This window comes from Streptomyces sp. NBC_00252 (assembly GCF_036187565.1).
In the GTDB taxonomy this organism is placed as follows: domain Bacteria; phylum Actinomycetota; class Actinomycetes; order Streptomycetales; family Streptomycetaceae; genus Streptomyces.
In genome coordinates this window covers 2,503,655-2,521,752 of sequence record NZ_CP108087.1, presented here as the reverse complement: position 1 = coordinate 2,521,752, position 18,098 = coordinate 2,503,655, and the positions used below count along the sequence as shown (strand labels likewise).

14 protein-coding genes and 1 tRNA gene are annotated in these 18,098 nt (G+C 72.8%); 10 read left to right on the top strand and 5 right to left on the bottom strand.

Going from position 1 to position 18,098, the window contains the following annotated elements:
• The first annotated feature begins 2,628 nt into the window (after positions 1-2,628).
• From OHT77_RS10895 to OHT77_RS10860, 8 genes are all read left to right on the top strand, one after another.
• Positions 2,629-3,276, top strand: a complete 648-nt coding sequence (locus OHT77_RS10895; protein WP_328828018.1) for a hypothetical protein — start codon at positions 2,629-2,631, stop codon at positions 3,274-3,276.
• Between the two features lie 59 nt (positions 3,277-3,335).
• Positions 3,336-3,758 (top strand): phage tail protein, encoded by a 423-nt coding sequence (locus OHT77_RS10890; RefSeq protein WP_266773623.1) that lies wholly within the window; start codon positions 3,336-3,338, stop codon positions 3,756-3,758.
• Positions 3,759-3,776: 18 nt separating this feature from the next.
• Positions 3,777-4,499, top strand: a complete 723-nt coding sequence (locus OHT77_RS10885; RefSeq protein WP_266773625.1) for a CIS tube protein — start codon at positions 3,777-3,779, stop codon at positions 4,497-4,499.
• A complete protein-coding gene (locus OHT77_RS10880) occupies positions 4,499-6,406 on the top strand; it encodes a VgrG-related protein (RefSeq protein ID WP_328828017.1) in 1,908 nt (635 codons plus the stop codon). The genes OHT77_RS10885 and OHT77_RS10880 overlap by 1 nt, the downstream gene beginning before the upstream one ends.
• Before the next feature lie 85 nt (positions 6,407-6,491).
• Positions 6,492-6,935, top strand: a complete 444-nt coding sequence (locus OHT77_RS10875; RefSeq protein ID WP_019062855.1) for a GPW/gp25 family protein — start codon at positions 6,492-6,494, stop codon at positions 6,933-6,935.
• A 3-nt stretch (positions 6,936-6,938) separates the two neighbouring features.
• Positions 6,939-8,897, top strand: coding sequence for a putative baseplate assembly protein (locus OHT77_RS10870; protein ID WP_328828016.1), 1,959 nt, complete (start codon positions 6,939-6,941; stop codon positions 8,895-8,897).
• A 31-nt stretch (positions 8,898-8,928) separates the two neighbouring features.
• A complete protein-coding gene (locus OHT77_RS10865) occupies positions 8,929-9,495 on the top strand; it encodes a phage tail protein (RefSeq protein WP_266773632.1) in 567 nt (188 codons plus the stop codon).
• Positions 9,492-10,949, top strand: a complete 1,458-nt coding sequence (locus tag OHT77_RS10860) for an NADase-type glycan-binding domain-containing protein (RefSeq protein ID WP_328828015.1) — start codon at positions 9,492-9,494, stop codon at positions 10,947-10,949. The genes OHT77_RS10865 and OHT77_RS10860 overlap by 4 nt, the downstream gene beginning before the upstream one ends.
• Before the next feature lie 42 nt (positions 10,950-10,991).
• Here OHT77_RS10860 and OHT77_RS10855 read toward each other — a convergent pair whose 3' ends face one another.
• Complete coding sequence (locus OHT77_RS10855) at positions 10,992-11,462, bottom strand: cupin domain-containing protein (protein WP_328828014.1); 471 nt, start codon at positions 11,460-11,462, stop codon at positions 10,992-10,994.
• A gap of 154 nt (positions 11,463-11,616) precedes the next feature.
• Between OHT77_RS10855 and OHT77_RS10850 the strand changes: the two genes are divergently transcribed.
• The gene (locus OHT77_RS10850; RefSeq protein WP_328828013.1) at positions 11,617-12,240 is read left to right on the top strand and encodes a TetR/AcrR family transcriptional regulator; all 624 of its coding nucleotides are present in this window, start codon (positions 11,617-11,619) and stop codon (positions 12,238-12,240) included.
• Between the two features lie 17 nt (positions 12,241-12,257).
• Here OHT77_RS10850 and OHT77_RS10845 read toward each other — a convergent pair whose 3' ends face one another.
• The 3 genes from OHT77_RS10845 to OHT77_RS10835 all read right to left on the bottom strand — a co-directional run bounded on the left by OHT77_RS10845 (position 12,258) and on the right by OHT77_RS10835 (position 15,860).
• Positions 12,258-14,630, bottom strand: a complete 2,373-nt coding sequence (locus OHT77_RS10845; protein ID WP_328828011.1) for a hypothetical protein — start codon at positions 14,628-14,630, stop codon at positions 12,258-12,260.
• Between the two features lie 3 nt (positions 14,631-14,633).
• A tRNA-Lys gene (locus OHT77_RS10840) sits at positions 14,634-14,705 on the bottom strand.
• A gap of 123 nt (positions 14,706-14,828) precedes the next feature.
• Positions 14,829-15,860, bottom strand: coding sequence for a lysylphosphatidylglycerol synthase transmembrane domain-containing protein (locus tag OHT77_RS10835; protein WP_328828010.1), 1,032 nt, complete (start codon positions 15,858-15,860; stop codon positions 14,829-14,831).
• Between the two features lie 300 nt (positions 15,861-16,160).
• On the opposite strand from OHT77_RS10835, the gene OHT77_RS10830 reads away from it, so the two are divergent.
• A complete protein-coding gene (locus tag OHT77_RS10830; RefSeq protein ID WP_328828008.1) occupies positions 16,161-17,171 on the top strand; it encodes an N-acetylglucosamine kinase in 1,011 nt (336 codons plus the stop codon).
• A 35-nt stretch (positions 17,172-17,206) separates the two neighbouring features.
• On the opposite strand, the gene OHT77_RS10825 is transcribed toward OHT77_RS10830, so the two are convergent.
• Entirely contained in the window at positions 17,207-18,091 is an 885-nt protein-coding gene (locus OHT77_RS10825) for a MurR/RpiR family transcriptional regulator (RefSeq protein ID WP_328828007.1), read from the bottom strand.
• Positions 18,092-18,098 lie beyond the last annotated feature (7 nt).

Genomic DNA, 18,098 nt, shown 5'->3' with positions numbered 1-18,098 from the left:
TCGGTGCTGGACGCGGAACGGAGTGCCGGGATCGGGGGTTCGTCCCTGTCGTCGGCGCCGACACCGGGGCGCGCGGTATCGAGTCTTGGGCGGCCTGCGGGTGAACTGCCTGTGGTCGGCCGGTCGTTGGCTGCTCAGCAGGGACCGGTGGTGCCGTTGCGAGCGAGTGGGAGTGTGGGGCCGGGGCCCAGTCCCGTTGTGGGGCGCGGGAGTTCCGGGTCCACGGTGCAGCGGGCGGTGCGGCCTGCGGGCGATGCCGCCGGTGCGGTGGCTCCGGTGGGTCCCGTTTCTGGAATCCGGGTGAGTGCGGTGTCCTCGGAGCCGCCTCGGTCCAGGCCGGGGGCGGGATCGCTGACGCGGTCGGGCGCCGGCGTTGTCGGGGTGCAGCGGCGGCTTGCTGCTCGGGCTAACTCCGGTGTGGTGGAGGGTGGTTCGGGGCGCGATTCGGGTGGCGGTGAGGGCGGCGGATCTACGGTTGCGTCAACTGACGGGAACCGTAAGGGAGGTGACCCGGACGGGGTCGGTGGGGGCGCTTCTGCCGAGCCTTCGCCTGTCACCCCTGCTGCTGCTCCGCTGACGGGCGGTACTCACGGCTCTGCTCCTACGGCAAAGCCGATGGCACAGCGCGCCGTGTCGAAGTCACCCTCGGTGCCAGGGAGTTACGAACCTGCCGTGCCCGGTGTCCCTGCGCCCGAGAGCCGCCCTGGTGTGAATGTCGGCGAGCTTCCCGTCCCCGGGAACAGGACGGACAGCGTGCAGCGGGCGACCGCCGCACCGTCCCAGCCGAACTCCGCACAGCTGTCGCCCGAGTCGCCGTCCACTGGGACCCCTGTCCCCGCGCGGCCGACGGCACCCGGCACCTCCCGTGAGGGCAGCACCGCTAGGCCGCAGCCCGCCGAACCGGACCTCCGTACCCGCACCGCCGACTCCGGGAACGGTCCAACCCCCGCTCCTACGACCCCTCCCGCACCCCAGGTGCAACGCAGCCCCGCCCGCCGCCCGCCTCGCGTTCCTCTGGGCGCCCCGCTGGCCACGCGCCCGGGCGAGACACGGCAGGCCTCCACGCCGCTGTCCTCCGAGCGGAGCAGGATGCCCAACACCCGCTCCTCGCAAGGTGATTCGTTCCCTGCTCCGGCAGCGGGCTCGTCGACACCGGCCCCGCTCACGCCTTCACAGACTCCCGGCTCGTCGACACCCGCCCCGCTCACGCCTTCACAGACTCCCGGCGCTCCGACTCCGGCGGTGACACCCCCCGCCCGACGCCGTTCACCCCTCGGCGCTCCGGTCACCGCGATGCCTGCGGACGCGAGGCCCATCGCCGGTGCCTCGGTCCCGCCGGGCCGTACTGGGCACCGTACGGAATCGGCTTCGATCCCGGCCTCAGTACAGGCACCGCCGACGATCCAACGCAGCGTGACCCGCACCGCGTCTTCGGCGACCCCGCTCATGCCCCCGGCGGCTCCGCAGTCGCCGACCGCGCCGTCAGCCGCTCCGCTGTCGTCGGCCGAGCCGTCAGCCGCCCCGCCCTCGCCGACCGCGCCCCCGACCACCGCGCAGTCGCCGGCCCAGTACCCAACTACCGCGCAGCCGTTGCCCACTCACCCGGCCGACATGCCCTTGCCTGCCGCGTCGCCGACGCCGGTGCAACGGTCTGCCGTGACCCGGAACACGGACCAGTCGCCGACCGTGTATCCGACCACTGAGCACCCACCCGCCGCGCCCCCTGCCACGGTGCAACGGTCTGCCACGCACCGGAACACCACGCAACCGCCCACCGCGCACCCGACTGACGCCCACCGGCCTGCCACGCCCCCGGCCACGGCGGAACGGCCCACCACACCTCCGGCCGCCGCGCACGCACCTGCACCGGTCGCGTACGCGTCCACCGCGCCCACGGCCAAGACGGAACCATCCGGCGTCCGCCCGCCCACGGTCCAGTCGTCAGCCGCGCATCCGACCACCGAGCACCCCGCCGCCGCGCCCTCGTTCCCGGTGGAACGGTCCAGCCCCCGCCGAGCCACGCCTGAGCCGCCTGCCGCGCCCTCGCCCGCCACGTCGCCCACTGCGGTGCAGCGCTCGGCCCTGCCTTCGGCCACAGCGCAGCCGACTGCCGCCTACCCGCCCACCACGCACCGGGCCGATGAGCACCGCCCCGCCGCGCTCCCGAGCACGGTCCAGTCACCGGCCGTGCAGCCGACCACCGAGTCCCTGTCCGCGGTGCCCCCTGCTCCGGTGGAACGGTCCAACGCTCGCCCACCCATGGTTCAGCCGCCCGCCGCGTCGCCCACCTCGGTGCAACGGTCCGCCCTGCCCTCGGCCACAGTGCAGCCGCCTGCCACCTACTCAACCTCCGACGGGCCCCCGCCTGTCGAGCCTCCGGCCACGGTGTCACGGCCCAACGCGCCCTCAGTCACGGGTCAGCTGCCTGCCGCACCTCCGCCTGCCGCACCCCAGGCGACGGTCCAACGGTCTACGACGTCCTCAACTGCCGCGCGCCCGCCCGCCGTTCACCCGGCGACCCCGTCCTCGCCCACCCCATACCCGACCACCACGCACCCACCAGCCGCGCCCCGAACCACCCCCCGCCCGGACATGCCGACACCGCAGGCCGCTTCCGCGTCCCCGCTCATGACGGCACCCGCATCCACGCCCCCCTCCACCTCCCCGCTCACCGCCCCCACCCCACCCCGAGCGCAACCCCTCACCACACGCCCGCCCTTCACCCCCGTACAACGCCATCCCCGTACGACCCCCCACAGCCCCACGGCCCACACCACCCCCGGCACCCCCGTAATACCCGGAGCACCCACCACCCCCGTAGTCCCCCTAACCCTCCCCACCATCCAGCGCAGCCCCTACCCCTCCACCACCCCTCTCCCCACCGTCCAACGCAACGCCCCCTCCACCGCCACCCCCACCCCCCTGAACCACCCCCACCCCACCCTCGCCAAATCCCCGGCCGCCTCCCCGCCCTCCACGGTCGCCGCCCCCGCCACACGCCCCTCCACCCCACCCCCGCCCTACACCCCGCCCACATCCACCCCACCCCCAGACCCCCCGCCCCCGTACTCCCCGCCGACCACCTCCGCCTCCGGCACCCCACCCCCACCCGCCTACGAGGCCATCCCCGCGGGCCAGTTCGACCCCCGTGACCTCACCGACTTTCAGCTCGACGAACTCGTGCACCGGATCATCGGCCGTATCACCCGTCTGATCCGGACGGAACTGCGCCTGGACCGCGAACGGATCGGCAAGCTCCGCGACCCCCGCCACTGACCGGAACCACACCGCGTCCCTTCAGCCCCTCCGCGCAACGAGAGAAAGGCCCACCCCCGATGTCCCGCCTCGACCCGGGCTCCACCATCTGGTTCACCCTCAGCATCGACGGCGAGAGCCTCGGCTACTTCAACGGGTGCGACGGGCTGTCGTCGACGGTGGAGGTCGAGCACCGGCAGGAGGGCGGCAACAACGGCTTCGTCTGGCAACTCCCCACCCGTGTCACCTTCTCCACCATCCGGCTGACCCGCCCGCTCACCCCGGACACCGCGAAGGTCGCCAAGTGGATCTCCTCCGTGCAGACCGGGATCAGACGACCCACCGGGCAGATCGCGGCGCTGCGCGCGGACGGTTCGGAGGTCGCGCACTGGGGGCTGATCGACGTGCTGCCGGTGAGCTGGCAGGGGCCGTCGCTCGACCCGTCGGGACCGGCGGTCGCCACGGAGGTCCTGGAGATCGCGCACCACGGATTCACGGACTGAGCGGGGCGGAGACAGACCATGGCCAGCAACAGCAGGGGCGCGGGCAAGAGCCTTGTCCGCGCCAGTCTCGCCATTCATGAGCCGCCTGTCGGGGGCAGTACCACCCCCGGCGGGCTCATCAAGACCTTCGCCTTCGACTTCAACCCCGCACAGCTGTCACTCACCCGCCGCGCCCAGTGGAAGACCACCCCCGCCCAGATCGAACGGGACGGTTCCCTACCGGAGTTCATGGGGTCGGAGCCCCGGCAGATGAGCGTGGAGATCTTCCTCGACTCCTCCGACGAACCGACCAGCAACTCGGTGCTGAAGAAGGTCGAGTCGCTCCTCGCGTGCTGCGACGTGACCACCAAGTCCATTGCCGCCAAACAGCCTTCACCGCCGTGGGTCGTGTTCCAGTGGGGATCGTTCTCCACCGCCCGGTTCACCGCCTACGTCTCGTCCGTCGAGGCCGCCTACTCCCTCTTCGGGACCACCGGCGTGCCCATCCGCGCCACCTGCCGGCTGCAACTGCACGAGATACCGAGCAACACCAAGGGCCAGAACCCGACTTCGGGCGCGCTCACCGCACAGCGCGTCCACCGGGTCGTGGCGGGCGACTCCCTGCAGTCGCTGGCCTGGCGGGAGTACGGCGACTCGTCCGCGTGGCGGGCGATCGCCGAGGCCAACGGCATCGACGACCCGACCCGGCTCGCGAACGGTGTCGAACTCGTGCTGCCCGCCGCCGAGGAGGTGCGTTCCTGATGGTGAAGTCCGCGTTCTCCAACATCGTCGAGGTGAAGATCGGCGGCGCCAAACTCCCTTCGGAGTACGCCCGTTCGCTCGTCGACAGCTACGTGGACCAGGGCGTCGGCGTCCCGGCCGCGTTCCGGCTCACCTTCCGCGACCCGTACCGGCAGCTTCTCGGCAAGCTCGGTGTCACCTTCGGCACGAAGGTCGTCATCGCGCCGGTCGCCGACGGACAGGGCGCCTCCGATCCGCTGCTCACCGGTGAGGTCACGGGACTTGAGGCCGACTACGACGGCACCGGCACCTTCACCGTCGTCCGCGGCTACGACCTCGGGCACCGGCTGCTGCGCCAGCGCCGGGTCGCCGCCTACCGCAACCAGAGCGCGTCCGACATCGCCCGCAAACTGGCCGCCCAGGACGGGGTGCCGATCGGGAAGATCACCTCGACGCGGACGGTCTATGAGTTCATCTCCCAGTCCAACGTGTCGGACTGGGACTTCCTCGCGCGGCTCGCCGACGAGAACGAGATGGTGATGTCCGTCGACGCGGACGGCAAGTTCCAGTTCGTGGAGCCGAAGCCGTCGTCCGGAGCTCCGTCGCCCGAAACCGACGGCGACAAGAGCCCGTTCGTGCTCCAGGCCGGGCACGACATCCTGCGGCTGCGGGCCGCCGTGACCGCCGCCGACCAGGTCGGCACCGTCGAGGCGCGCGGCTGGGACGTGACCACGAAGAAGAAGCTCACCGCCACGTCGCCCGGGGCCTCGAACCCGGCGATCGGCATCGGCACCACCCCGGGCGCGGCGGCCGGAAAGTTCAAGACGGCCAAGCTGGTCGAGACGGGCTCGCCCTACGACAAGCAGACCGAGGTGAAGTTCGCCGCCGCCGCGCTCGCCGACGACGTGACGTCCTCCTTCGCCGAGCTGGAGGTCGTCGCCCGAGGAAATCCCAAGCTGCGTCCGGGAGTTCCGGTCGCCCTCGCGGACGTCGGCACGCCCTTCGAGGGCAAGTACACGGCCACCTCCGTACGGCACGTCTTCGGTGACGGCAAGCACTACGAGACGTGGGTGACGGTCAGCGGCCGGCAGTGGCGTTCCCTGTACGGGCTCACCTCGGGCGGTTCGGAGACGATGCCCCGGCTGCCCGGTGTCGCCAACGCCCTTGTCACGGACGTCAACGACCCGCTGAAGCAGGGGCGGGTGCGGCTGCAGTTCCCGTGGCTCGACGACACGTACGTCAGCGACTGGACGCGAACCGTCCAGTGGGGCGGGCTCGGTGGGGGCGGGATCTTCCCCATGGACGTCAACGACGAAGTGCTGGTCGCCTTCGACCGGGGGGCACTTGACCATCCGTTCGTGATCGGCGGGCTCTACAACGGCAAGGACAAGCCGACGGTCGTGGGCGATGTGCCGTTGCACGACGCCGTGCGGAAGAAGGCGAGCCGGCACACCGTCTCCGACCGCGACGGCAACCGTATGGACCTGCTCAGCCAGAAGACCGGCGGCCGCAAGCAGGGCGTCCGACTGGCCTCGGGGGACAAGCAGTTGACCATCACCCTGGACCGCACCAACACCGAGATCATCGTGGACAGCAAGGGCGAGGTCACCATCAAGGGCAGCCGCTCGGTGTCCGTCGAGGCCGGTACCGACCTCACCCTCAGCGCCCGGCGCAGCCTCACCATCAAGAGCGGCGGGCCGCTGAACATCGAGGGGCGCGGGCTGGTCAACCTCAAGTCGACCACCGGAGCGATCACGGTGGACGCGATGGGCGCCCTCAACATGAAGGCGCTCGGCAACGCGGCGCTCACCGGGATCGGCAGCGTGCAGATCAACTCCGTCGCCACGGTGGGCATTCGGGCCGTGACCGTGCCGATCATGGGCGTGGTCACCATCGACGGCCTTGTCCCGATGGTGATTCCGGCGTGAGCGGCGCAGCGAGCCACGGCGTGAGCGACGCCATGGGCGAAGACGTGTATGGCCCAACGGGCAAGGAAGCGGCGGGTGTTGTCTGATGGCCGAACAATTCGTGGGCTCCGGCTGGTCGTTCCCGCTGCGCATCGGGCCGACCGGCGGCATCGCGCTGGTCAGCGGGGAGCGCGAGGTCGAGGAGGCGATCCGGCTCGTGCTGTCGACCGCGCCGGGCGAGCGGCCGATGCGGCCCGACTTCGGCTGCGCGATCCACGACCTGGTGTTCGCGCCGGTCAACGAGCAGACCGCGGGCCGTATCCAGCACGAGGTGCACGTCAGCCTCGACCGCTGGGAACCGCGCATCGAGGTCGACGACGTCGAGGTCACCGCGGGCACCGAACAGAGCGTGCTGTACATCGACGTCCGCTACTCGATCCGCGGCACCAACAACCCGCGCAGCCTCGTCTTCCCCTTCTACGTCATCCCGTCCCACGACGAGCCGGACACCTCCGGTACGCCCGGCACGGCTGCTGAAAGCGACAACTGACCGATGGCCCTGCCCTCCCCGAACCTCGACGACCGCCGCTTCCAGCAGTTCGTCGACGACGCCAAGCGCTACATCCAGCAGCGCGCCCCGGAGTGGACCGACCACAACGTCTCCGACCCCGGCGTCACCCTCGTCGAGACGGTCGCGCACATGGCCGACCAGATCGTCTACCGCCTCAACCGGGTACCGGACAAGAACCACTTGGCCTTCCTCGACCTGGTCGGCATCACCCTCTTCCCGCCGTCGGCGGCCCGCACCGACGTCACGTTCTGGCTGTCGGCGCCCCAGGAGGAAGCGGTCCACGTGCCGCTCGGCACCGAGGTCGCGACCATGCGCACGGAGGGCGAGGAGGCGGTCGTCTTCGCCACCGAGCGCGAACTCGCCGTCGTACCCAGCGCATTGCGGCATCTGGTCGTGCAGCACCAGGGCAAGCAGGTCGTCGACCGCACGCATGACCTCGCCGAGGGCAACCACGTCATGTGCTTCGCCGAGTCGCCCGACCCCGGCGACTCGATGCTGTTCGGCCTCACCGCCGCCGTCCCGCACTGCGCCCTCGCCCTCGAACTCGACAGCCGCGTCGACGGAGTCGGCGTCGACCCGCGCCAGCCGCCTCTGGTGTGGGAGGCGTGGACCGCCGACGGCTGGCAGGCCTGCGAGGTGGACCGCGACGGCACCGGCGGCCTCAACCGGCCCGGCGCGGTCGTCCTGCACGTCCCCGCCGGCCACACCCTGTCCCGCAACGGCGGCCAGGAAGCGGGCTGGTTGCGCTGCCGCGTCACCGAACCCCACTCCGACCAGCCTTTCTACACCACCTCGCCGACCGTCCGCTCCGCCGAGGCCTTCACCATCGGCGGCACCACCACCGTCGTCCACGCCGACACCGTCTACGACGAGGCCCTCGGCGAGTCCACCGGCCTCCCCGGGCAGCGGCTCCGGCTCTCCCACACCCCGGTCGTCGGCGACGTCGTACCCCTGCTCCTCCAGACCGCCGAGCGCGACGGCTGGACGGACTGGCAGGTCGTCCCGCACTTCGCCGCCTCCGGCCCCGACGACCGCCACATCACCCTGGACGCGGCCACCGGCGAACTCGCCTTCGGCCCCGCCGTCCGCGAACCCGACGGCACCCTGCGGCAGTACGGCATGGTCGCCCCCAAGGGCGCGGTGATCCGCGCCCGCCGCTACCGCACCGGCGGCGGCCGGGCCGGCAACGTGGCACGCGGCGCGGTGCAGATCCTGCGCAGCTCCATCCCGTACGTCTCCGAGGTCGTCAACCGCGAGGCCGCACGCGGGGGAGTGGACGGCGAGACCGTCCAGGAGGCCAAGACCCGCGCGCCGATCACCCTGCGCGCCCAGGAACGGGCCGTCACGCTCCGGGACTACGAGGAACTCTCCCGCCGCGCCGCCCCCGAGACCGCGCGCATCACCTGCCTGGAAGGCGACGAGGAGGAGCACGGGGCGTACGCCGTACGGGTGTTGGTGGTCCCGCAGGCCGTGCCCGACCCCGGCGGACGGCTGCGCTTCGAGCAACTCGTGCCCGGGGACGCCCTGTTGGACCGCATCACCCGGCACCTCGACGAACGGCGGCTGATCGGCACCCGGTTGGCCGTCGGTCCGCCGTTCTACCAGGGCGTCACCGTCGTCGCCACGGTCCACGCCTTCCGGGGCGTCGACACCGACCGGGTACGCCGCCAGGCCCACGACGCGCTCTACCGCCACCTCGACCCGCTCGTCGGCGGATCGGACGGCAAGGGCTGGCCGTTCGGACGCCCCGTGCAGTCCGGCGAGGTCTTCGCGGTGCTCCAGCGCGTGCCCGGCGTCGAGCTGGTGGACGAGGTCGTCCTGCACCCCGCCGACCCGCTCACCGGCAAGCGCGGCGACCCCACCGACCGGATCGACCTGGAGCGGCCGTCGCTGGTGTTCTCCTTCGACCACCGCGTCCGCGTGATCGGAGACGGCGCGTGACCACCCTCAACTCCCAGTGGGGAGGCTCGCGTTGAGAGGATCAGTCGACGGGCTCGGCTCGTCCGCGCCGATCGGTGCCATGCTGCCCGCCGTGTTCGCCGACGACGACCTCGCCCAGCGGTTCGTCGCCGGGCTCGACGAGGTCGTAGCGCCGATCCTGAGCGTGCTGGACTGCCTGGACACCTACTTCCGGCCCTCGCTCGCACCGCTCGACTTCGTCCAGTGGCTGGGGAGTTGGGTCGGTGCCGAGACCGACGGGACCGAACCGGAGGCGCGGCTGCGGGCCGCCGTAGCGGCTGCCACGTACCTGCACCGCATTCGCGGCACCCGGCGCGGACTGGCCGAGGCGGTCCGGCTCGCGTTCGGCGAAGAACCGGAGATCACCGAGAGCGGCGCCGCCGACTGGAGCGCCCGCCCGCTCGGCCCGGTGCCCGGCGAACGCAGCCCCCGGCTCCACGTCCACCTGCGGCTGCCCACGCCCACCACCCTGGACACGCACCGCCTGGACGCCCTCGTGGCGGCCGCCCGCCCCGCCCACATGCCGTACACGGTGCAGGTCACCGCCGCCGTACCCGCCGAAAGGAACCCCGAGAGATGACGACCACCCAGAGCTGCGCCGAATGCGGAACCCGCGCGGAACCGGGCCAGTCGTTCTGCGACGCCTGCGGTGCCGTCCTGAGCTGGACGGACCGCGCGGGCGCCCGCACCGGGGCCCCGGCCGAACGCGGCGAGGCGGCGGGAGGAGCCCCGGCCACCGGCGGTGACCCGGGCTGGGACGCCTTCTCCGAGTCCGACGGCGCCGGCCTCCCGCGCGCCAACCGGCCCCAGCCACAAGGCAGTTCGACCGCCGAGGACCCCGCGGCCCGCCTCGACGCCCTGTCCCTGCGCCTGGACGCCCTGGCCGCAGGCGACCCCCGCGACCCGGTCGGCGCGGCCACCCGCCAGGACCCGCCGCACGGTGACGCGTCCGCGAACGACGCCACGGTCCCGCTCACGTCCGGCAGGCCTACGACTCCCCAGCCGTCCGGCGGTTCTACGCCCCACCCCGCGCCCCACGGGACGACGGACCCGGCCCCCGCGCCCGACCCGACCACCACCCCCTCCACCACCGACACCGCCCCCACCCAGCCGGTGCCCGCGGCCCCGGAACCGGAGTCCGAGGCCGAGCGCGCCCGGCGGCTCCTCGTCCCGGTCAACGACCCGGAGCCCCGCCAGGCCCCCTCCGTCGCGCCGGTGCTGCCGGGCCGCCCGGTCGCCGCGCGCCCCCAGTCCGTCCGGGCACCCGGCATCGACCCCGGCGCCGTCGGCGGAATCCCCTGCCCCTGGTGCGCCACGGCCAACCGGCCCGACCGGCACTACTGCACCCGCTGCGCGATGCCCATGGCCGGCGACGAGCACACCCCCGGCCGGCTGCCCTGGTGGCGGCGGCTCCTCGCGTTCCGCACCGGTGAGATCCCGTGGGCGGGGGACCGGCCCCGGCTGCGCCGTACCTTCGACCGGATCCTGACCTGGCTGGTCGCGGCGATCGTGCTGACCCTGCTCATCGTGCTGGCCGTGCACATCCCGCAGGGCGTCCAGGCGGCCAAGGACCACTTCGCCAAGCGGGCCCCGGTCTCCCCGGACCGCGTCACCGCGTCCCGCTCCTTCCCGGGACACAAGCCCGAGCTGGCGTTCGACAAGCTGAACAACACCTGGTGGGGGCCGGGGGTGAGCCAGTCGGGCGAGGGTCAGTGGCTGGAGGCGCGGTTCGACGAGCCGACCCGGCTGCTGGACGTGCTGATCACTCCGGGGGTCTCCACCCGCCCCGACCAGCTGGGCCAGTCGGCGCTCCCGCACCGGATCGAGGCCCTGATCACCACGGCCGACGGCAAGACGATCAAGCGTCAACTGACCCTCGACCAGGGGGCGGGCGCCCAGCGCCGGGCCTTCCGGGTCGGCAAGGTCCTTTCCGTCCGCTTCACCATCGAGTCGGCCTACGGGATCTCCGGGAAGAAGCAAGTGGCCATCTCCGAGATCGAGTTCTTCGGTCCGTCGAGCGGAGGCAGTTCCTGACGGACGGACTCTCCGGCTGCGGTCCCCTCAACTCGGCCTGGTTCAGGCGAAGTCGGTCGAGGGGACCGTGGCGTACCGGCTCATCACCTTGATCGTCGACTCGGCGTCGAGTTCCCGGCCGCCCGCGATCATGTCCCGCAGATCGCGGAAGTACCGCACGTACAGGTCGGGCGTGAAGGTGTTGATCATCACCGCGGGTTCGTCACCGGGGTTGGCGAAGGTGTGCGGGGCGCCCGGCGGAATCATCGCGAGGGTGCCGGCCGGGGCGATGTGCACGGTCTCGCCGATGGTGAAGTGCACGGTGCCCGAGACGACGTAGAAGCCCTCGTCGTGCTGGGCGTGCCGGTGCTGGGGCGGGCCCTCGGTGTGCGGGGCGAGGGTGATCTCGCCGATGCCGAGACGGTGGCCGGTGGTGCTGCCGTCCTCCAGGATGCGCATGGTGACCGGGCCCAGGTGGATCGTCTCGCCGTCGTCGGGACCGACCACGGACACCTCGTTGGACACCTCGTTCATCGCCGACTCCCTTGTGTTCGCGGCACGTTGTGACCCCTCGGACCCTAGGCCCGCAACTCTCGTTATGCAAGTGAACTCTCATGACGAGAGCCGGGCGTGATAAAGTCGGCGGGACGGACGGCGACGACGAACGGATACGGGGAGTGACGCACCGATGGCGACAGCACAGACGGACACGGGCCGCAGCAACCAGAAGAAGCGCACCCGTACGGCGATCGTCGAAGCGGCCCGTGGCCTGATCGGCTCGGGCAGCGAGGTGACCATGCCCGAGGTCGCCCGCGCGGCCCTGGTCTCCGAGGCCACCGCGTACCGCTACTTCCCCGACCTGCCGTCCCTGATCGGCGAGGCGCTCGCGGGCGTCTGGCCCGACCCGGTCGACGCGCTCGGCCCGGTCGCCGACTCCCGCGATCCGGTCGAACGGATCGCGTTCGCCTGCGAGTTCCTGCTCCGCGGCATACTGGCCCGCCAGGGCGGGGTGCGCGCGATGATGGCCGCGACGATCGTCCGCCCGGACACGGCGAACATGAGACCCGGCATCCGCTTCGGCCTCATCGACCACGCCCTCTCGCCCCTCGCGGCCACCCTCGGGACGACCGACCCGGACGCGCTCACCCAGCTCAAGCGGAGCCTCGCGGTGGTCATGGGCGCGGACGCCCTCTTCACCCTCACCGACCTGCTGGACCTCCCCCCGGACGAGGCCGTCGCCAGCGCGGTCCGCACGGCCACGACTCTGACGGAGGCGGCGGTGCGGGCGGCGCGGTCACCGGAGGAGAACTAGGGCAGAGCCGGGCTCTCTCAACTGCCCTTTGCTTCTACGGCAGTCGGGTCCGCCGCCAGCCAGTGACCGTCCGTCGTCCAGCCGAGCAACCGCCGCGCCCGCCCACCGTCCGCCGTGCCGTCGGGGTCGAACGCGCCGCCCTCCACGACCAGCCGTAGCCCGGCCAGCGCGGGTGCGAGCCGTGCCGCGACGTGGGCGGGCTGCCGGGCCGCCTCCGCGCCCAAGTCGGCCAGCACACCGCGCTGTTCGGCGGGCGCGCAGAGCGACAGGTGGAACACCGACTGCCGCCACGCGTACGCCGCGTCCTTGATCGTGGAGTACGGCCTCGCGTTGTGGTGCACGCGGGCCGTGAGCCGGCACACGGTGCCGAAAGCCCGGCGGGCCGGCTCGGCCCAGCCCGGCTCGGGGGCGATGCCGACCCGGTGGACCAGTGTGGCCAGGTTGTGCGTGGTGAGGATCTGGGACTGCTCGATCACCTTGCCGTTGGCCGCCACCCCGAACCCGCGCGAGACACCGGACGACCCCGCCGGGGCCGAGGACGCCGACGCCGTCCGCTCCGCGCACAGCCGCATGAACCCCGGCGACGTCCGGGCCGCGACGGACCCGGCCTTCTCCGGTCGCCCCGCTGCCCCGCCCGCCTCGGCGATCGCCAGCTCACGGACCGCCGCGTAGTCGATGCCGTAGTACCGCTCGTACACCGAACCGCCGAGCAGCTCGCCCGCGATTCCGGCCGCCACAAGGAACTTGGGGCCGAACGCGTCCATGAAGATGTCCGCCGCCAGCTCCTCCACGAGCGGTGCGCCCAGCTCCGACTGCCGGGCGAGCACGCCGAGTTCGCGTACGAGCGGGTTGGGCAGGATCGTGCCCGGGAACCCCCGCACCGCCAGCTCGCCCAACTGCCGTAGCAGCAGGGCCGCTTCGGCTGTGGTGTCGCCGCGGCGGGCGGACACCGCGCGGACCCAGGGCAGTTCCTCGATCCGGACCTGCCGCTCCAGGTTGAGCAGGAGCAGCGAACGGCGGTTGCGGAACGCCCGGTAGCTCGCGGCCATCAGTGTCCGCAGCGCCTCGTCGTCGTAGCTGCGCGCGGTGGTGACGGCGACCAACTGCGGTACCAGGGCGGCCAGTACCTCCGCCGAGGGGACAACTCCGCGCTCCACGAGGGTGGACACCGGTGCGCTCAGCGCCCGCTCGACCACCCGCCGTAGCGCGGGCGGGAGTTCGGCCCCGGTGGGCAGGCCCGTGTCCCGCTCCTCCCGCTCGGAGACGGGCGCGAGGACGGGGGTGAGGTCGGCGATACCCGATTCCTGGGGGAGTGCGGCAAGGCGGCCCACCACCACTTGCGCGAGGGCGTGGTGAGAGGGAAGCGCGGCCTGGGTCCGCTGGGCGCGGCGCAGTCCCGTGTGCCGCGCCGAACCCGGCAGGCCGCGCCGCCGCACCATCGACGTGACGGCGTGCCTCAGCAGCCCGAGCCGCCGCGGGTCCAACGGCCGCCCGGCGACGGTCTCCTCCAGCGCCCCGCGCAGAATCGCCAGGTTCTCCTTGGGCCTGCGGTGCTTCCCGCAGCGGGTGTGCTGCTCGGCCAGCAGCCCGTACCGGTCCAACAGGGCGGCACCGCGGGCCAACCAGTCCGCGTCCGGGGCGAGTTCGAGCACCGCGCCGCCCTCCGTGCCCGCCGTCTCCAGCCAGTGCGCGAGCAGCTCGTCCCCGAACGGCTGCCATACGGCGAGTGCCTCGCGCTGTGTCTCCACGGCCGCGTTGGGGCGCCGCCGGGCCAGCGTCGCCACGGTGGCGGCGACGCTACGGCGGTGCAGCGCGTCGCCGGCGTCCGGCGCGGGCCGACCGCTCGACGGGCGGGGCAGGAACCGGAGTCGACCCGCGAACGGCGCCAACTCCGCGACCAGGTCCAGGGCGGCGGCCGTCTCCCCGTGCCGGACCAGCCACGCCATGGTGAGCAGGGCGCCCTCCTCGGGCACGGTCACCTCGTACCGGCCGCTGTTCAACTGCCCCCACAGCCAGGTGAGTCCGGTGTCGGTGAGGCAGTGCGCGAACAGCGCCCGCCGGTCCGCGGGCACACCGAACTGCTCCGCGAGCCGCGTCTCGTACGGCTGGAACGGGCCGCCCGCGCCCGGGGTGCCCGTGGCGAAGCCGCCGTGCACCACCTCGGGGGTGACCCAGGCGGGGAACCCGGTCACCGGCGTGCGCGAACCGATCGTGAGCAGGCCGCCGCTCATCCCCGCGAGCACGGCACGCCAACGCTTCACACGGCCCTCCGCGCGGCGGCGGGTGTCGGCGTCCTGGTGGGTGAGCGCGGTCGTGAAGGCCTTGGCCAACTGGCCCTGGGCATAGCCGGGGGCCGCGGTGAGGTGCTGCTGGTCAGCGTTGTCGTCCATAAGCCGGCGCGGCAGGTCCTGCCCCTGCGCCCTCCGGGAGAAAAGCCCGGTGCTCTGCTGCTGAGCTACACGCCGTCGAGCGGCGACGTTAGACGTGCAACGGGCTGCCGTACAACGGGATTTCGCCGAGCAACAGGATTTCGATGAACCAGGGGATTTCGACGGACAGGGGGATTTCGGTGGACAAGGGGATTCCGGTCACAGCACCTTCCGGTGCACCAGCGCCGACAGCATCAACGCCCCCGGCAGCAACGGCACCCACACCGTCAGGACCCGGTAGCCGATCACGCTCGCCGTGGCCAGTTCCATGGGGGCGCCGAACGCGACCATCGTGAACACCGTCGCCGCGTCCACCGGACCGATGCCGCCGGGTGCCGGAACCGCGCCGACCGCCGTGCTCGCGGCGAGGAACGCGAGGACGACCTGCGGCCAGGACAGCGGCATGCCGAGCGAGGCGCCGACCGAGAAGATCACCGTCGCCTGCAGCACCGGCGCGGCGGCGGCCCCGCCCCACAGGGCGAGGATGCGGCTGGGCATGGTGTGCAGCTGCCGTACGTCGGTCAGGGCGGTGCGGAAGCAGCGGAGCACCGGGCGGCGCAGCGGACGTACGACGGCCAGGAGCAGGGCGGCCGTGACGAGCGCGGCACCCATACCGCCGAAGGCGAGCACCAACGACCAGCCCTGGGGCACGAGTTGGCCGGAGCGCAGGATCTCGGGGAAGGACACCAGGAACACGAGCAGCACGAGCGTCTTCGCGATCGGCCTGACCAGGGAGTACAGGGCGAGGGAGGCGGTCGCGCGGGCGAGCGGGATGCCGCGGCCCTGGAGGAAGCGCAGCGTGACGGCGTGGGCGCCGATGCTGGCCGGAAGGGCGTGGTTGGCGGCACCGGCGGCGAACTGCGAGGCGATCAGCAGCCCGGTCGGCAGCCGTTCCGGCACGGCACCCTGGCGGACCAGGGCGGCGGTGCCCCAGCCGAGGCAGGTGAAGAAGAACGCGGCCAGCAGCCACCAGGGGTCGGCTGAGGCGAGCCGGGTCGTGCCGTCGTACATGGCATGCCAGTCGACCGCCGCCCACACCGCGATCATCAGCAGGGGCAGCAGGGTCAGCACCTTGGTGACGAGGCGCGCCGCGGAAGGGAGGCGGAAGGGGACGGGGGCAGGGGTGGGAGCGGGGCCGGCGGTGGAGGCGGGGAGCGGCCCGGGGATGTCTTCGAGCGGAAGCAGGGACACGAGGCGAAACGTTCCCCTCCGGTATGACGCCGCGGTGTCCGGAAGCGGAAGGCGCGCGGGCGGGTGGGCGACGCGGACGGCATACATGGCGTGAATGGCACGGTGGTCGCGGCGTGCGGTGCGGGTGGGGCGTGGGGGAACACGCACCCGCATCACCTGTCCCGGCCCCGGGCCAGTCCTCTGTGTCATCCCCGCGCGGAGCCCGCGCCACTCCAGTTCATTCCAGTTCATTACCTGAATCAACAATCCATCGTTTTGTTGACTTTCGGCTGATCGTGCCATCAGCCACCATGGTCAGGGATGAGGAGTGATGTGAACCAGGAATGGGTGATCGGCCTCGATGCCGGAGGCACTCGCACCCGCGCCGTCCTCGCCGCCGCCGAGGACGGCCGCCACCTCGGTGAGGGCGCGGCCGGTCCCGGGAACGCGCTGACCGTGCCGGTGCCGCGCCTCACCGACCACCTGGCCGAGGCGATCGGCCAAGCCGTCCCCGAGGCGATGCGCACCCGGGTGGTCGCCGTGTCCGGCGGCTTCGCGGGCGCCACGGCCGCCTTCGCCGAGGACCCGGGACACGTCAACGCCCGTACCGCCCTCACGGCCGCGCTGGACCGCCTCGGCATCCCCGCCGACCGGCTCCGCGTCTGCAGCGACATCGAGGCGGCCTTCGCCTCCGCCCCCGGCACCCCGGCCGACGGCCTCGCCCTGGTCGCCGGCACCGGCGCGGTCGCCCTGCGCATCACCGACCGGCGCACCACGACCAGCGTCGACGGCGGCGGCTGGCTCCTCGGCGACGACGGCAGCGGCTTCTGGATCGGCCGCAGCGCGGTCCGCGCGGCCCTCCGCATGGCGGACGGCCGCGGCCCTACGACCGTGCTGGCCGGGTCCGTCGGACGGGCACTCGGGGTTCCGGCCGAGGAACTGCCCGGCGACGGCGACTGGACCCGTGCCCACCGCGAGGCCTACCGCATGCACGTCCTCCCCGCCGTGATGGCCGAACTCCCCGTCCGCCTGGCCCGGTTCGCCCCTCTGGTCGTCGAGGCGGCCGGGAAGAGGGACACCGTGGCGGAAGGGATCCTCGACGAGGCGGCGGCCCAACTCGCCGCCACCGTCCGGGCGTTGGAGCCGCACCCCGGCGAGCGCGTCGTCGCCACCGGCGGACTGCTGGGCCCCGAAGGCCCGTTGACCGCCCCCCTCGCCGCCCGCCTCCACACCCTCGGCCTCACCCTCGACTGGGTACCGGACGGCTGCCGCGGCGCGGTCGCCCTCGCCCGCCTCGCCCACGGACAACTCGGGCCGACAGGGCGGCGGTGACGCGCATGGGTCTCCTGCCGGAGGCCCGGCCGGGATCACCGGCCCCTGCGGGACTTCACCGTGTGCTCCCCGGCGATGTGGTCGGTCAGGGCGAGAGAGGCGCTCGCGCGCTGGTAGGAGAGCTGCGCGATACGAACGTAGAGACAGTCGATGAGGACCAGGACGGAGTGGCGGGCGCCGATGATGCCGGTGGGGAAACTCGTCGCGGAGGACGAGGAGATGAGCCGGATGTCGGCGGCGCGGGCGAGCGGGGAGCGCGGGTCGGAGGTGAGGGCGATGGTGGTGGCGCCGCGCTCCTTGGCCAGCTCGAAGGGCTCGATGGTCTCGCGGGTCGAACCGGACTGGGAGATGCCGACCGCCACGTCCGCCGGGGTGAGCAGGGCGGCGGAGGTGGCGGCCGCGTGCACCTCGGTCCAGCCGCGCACCGCGCAGCCGATGCGGAAGAGCCGGGTCTCGGTCTCCTGCGCGATCGCCCCGCTGCCGCCGATGCCGTAGACGTCGATCCGGCGGGCGCGGGCGGCGGCGGTGGCCGCGCGCTCCACCGCGTCGAGGTCGATCCGGTCGATCGTCTGCTGCACCGCGCGGAGGTCCGCGCTGCCCACGACCTGCACGACCCGTTCGAGATCGTCGTCCGGGGAGATGTCCGGGCCGATCTCCGCGGTGCCCCAGTCGGAGACCTCGCCGCGACCGCGCTCCTGGGCCAGCTCGATCAGCAGATGCTGGTACGAGTCGAGGCCGACCGCCCGGCAGAACCGCGTCACCGTCGCCTGTGACGTACCGGTGCGGCGGCCGAGCTCGGCGGCCGAGCAGTGGGTGACGGCGGCAGGATCCTCCAGGATCAGCTCGCCGACCTTCCGCAGCGAGCCGGCCAGCCGGGGCAGCTCGGTGCGGATCAGGGTGGTGACGTCCGTCGAGGGCATGCGGAGA

Excerpts from the sequence above, each read along its gene's own strand:
- OHT77_RS10875 (WP_019062855.1), top strand. The coding sequence starts at position 6,492 with ATGGCCGAACAATTCGTGGGCTCCGGCTGGTCGTTCCCGCTGCGCATC.
- OHT77_RS10885 (WP_266773625.1), top strand. The coding sequence starts at position 3,777 with ATGGCCAGCAACAGCAGGGGCGCGGGCAAGAGCCTTGTCCGCGCCAGT.
- OHT77_RS10870 (WP_328828016.1), top strand. The coding sequence starts at position 6,939 with ATGGCCCTGCCCTCCCCGAACCTCGACGACCGCCGCTTCCAGCAGTTC.
- OHT77_RS10850 (WP_328828013.1), top strand. The coding sequence starts at position 11,617 with ATGGCGACAGCACAGACGGACACGGGCCGCAGCAACCAGAAGAAGCGC.
- OHT77_RS10890 (WP_266773623.1), top strand. The coding sequence starts at position 3,336 with ATGTCCCGCCTCGACCCGGGCTCCACCATCTGGTTCACCCTCAGCATC.
- OHT77_RS10825 (WP_328828007.1), bottom strand. The coding sequence starts at position 18,091 with ATGCCCTCGACGGACGTCACCACCCTGATCCGCACCGAGCTGCCCCGG.
- OHT77_RS10880 (WP_328828017.1), top strand. The coding sequence starts at position 4,499 with ATGGTGAAGTCCGCGTTCTCCAACATCGTCGAGGTGAAGATCGGCGGC.
- OHT77_RS10845 (WP_328828011.1), bottom strand. The coding sequence starts at position 14,630 with ATGGACGACAACGCTGACCAGCAGCACCTCACCGCGGCCCCCGGCTAT.
- OHT77_RS10855 (WP_328828014.1), bottom strand. The coding sequence starts at position 11,462 with ATGAACGAGGTGTCCAACGAGGTGTCCGTGGTCGGTCCCGACGACGGC.
- OHT77_RS10860 (WP_328828015.1), top strand. The coding sequence starts at position 9,492 with ATGACGACCACCCAGAGCTGCGCCGAATGCGGAACCCGCGCGGAACCG.
- OHT77_RS10830 (WP_328828008.1), top strand. The coding sequence starts at position 16,161 with ATGAGGAGTGATGTGAACCAGGAATGGGTGATCGGCCTCGATGCCGGA.
- OHT77_RS10895 (WP_328828018.1), top strand. The coding sequence starts at position 2,629 with ATGACGGCACCCGCATCCACGCCCCCCTCCACCTCCCCGCTCACCGCC.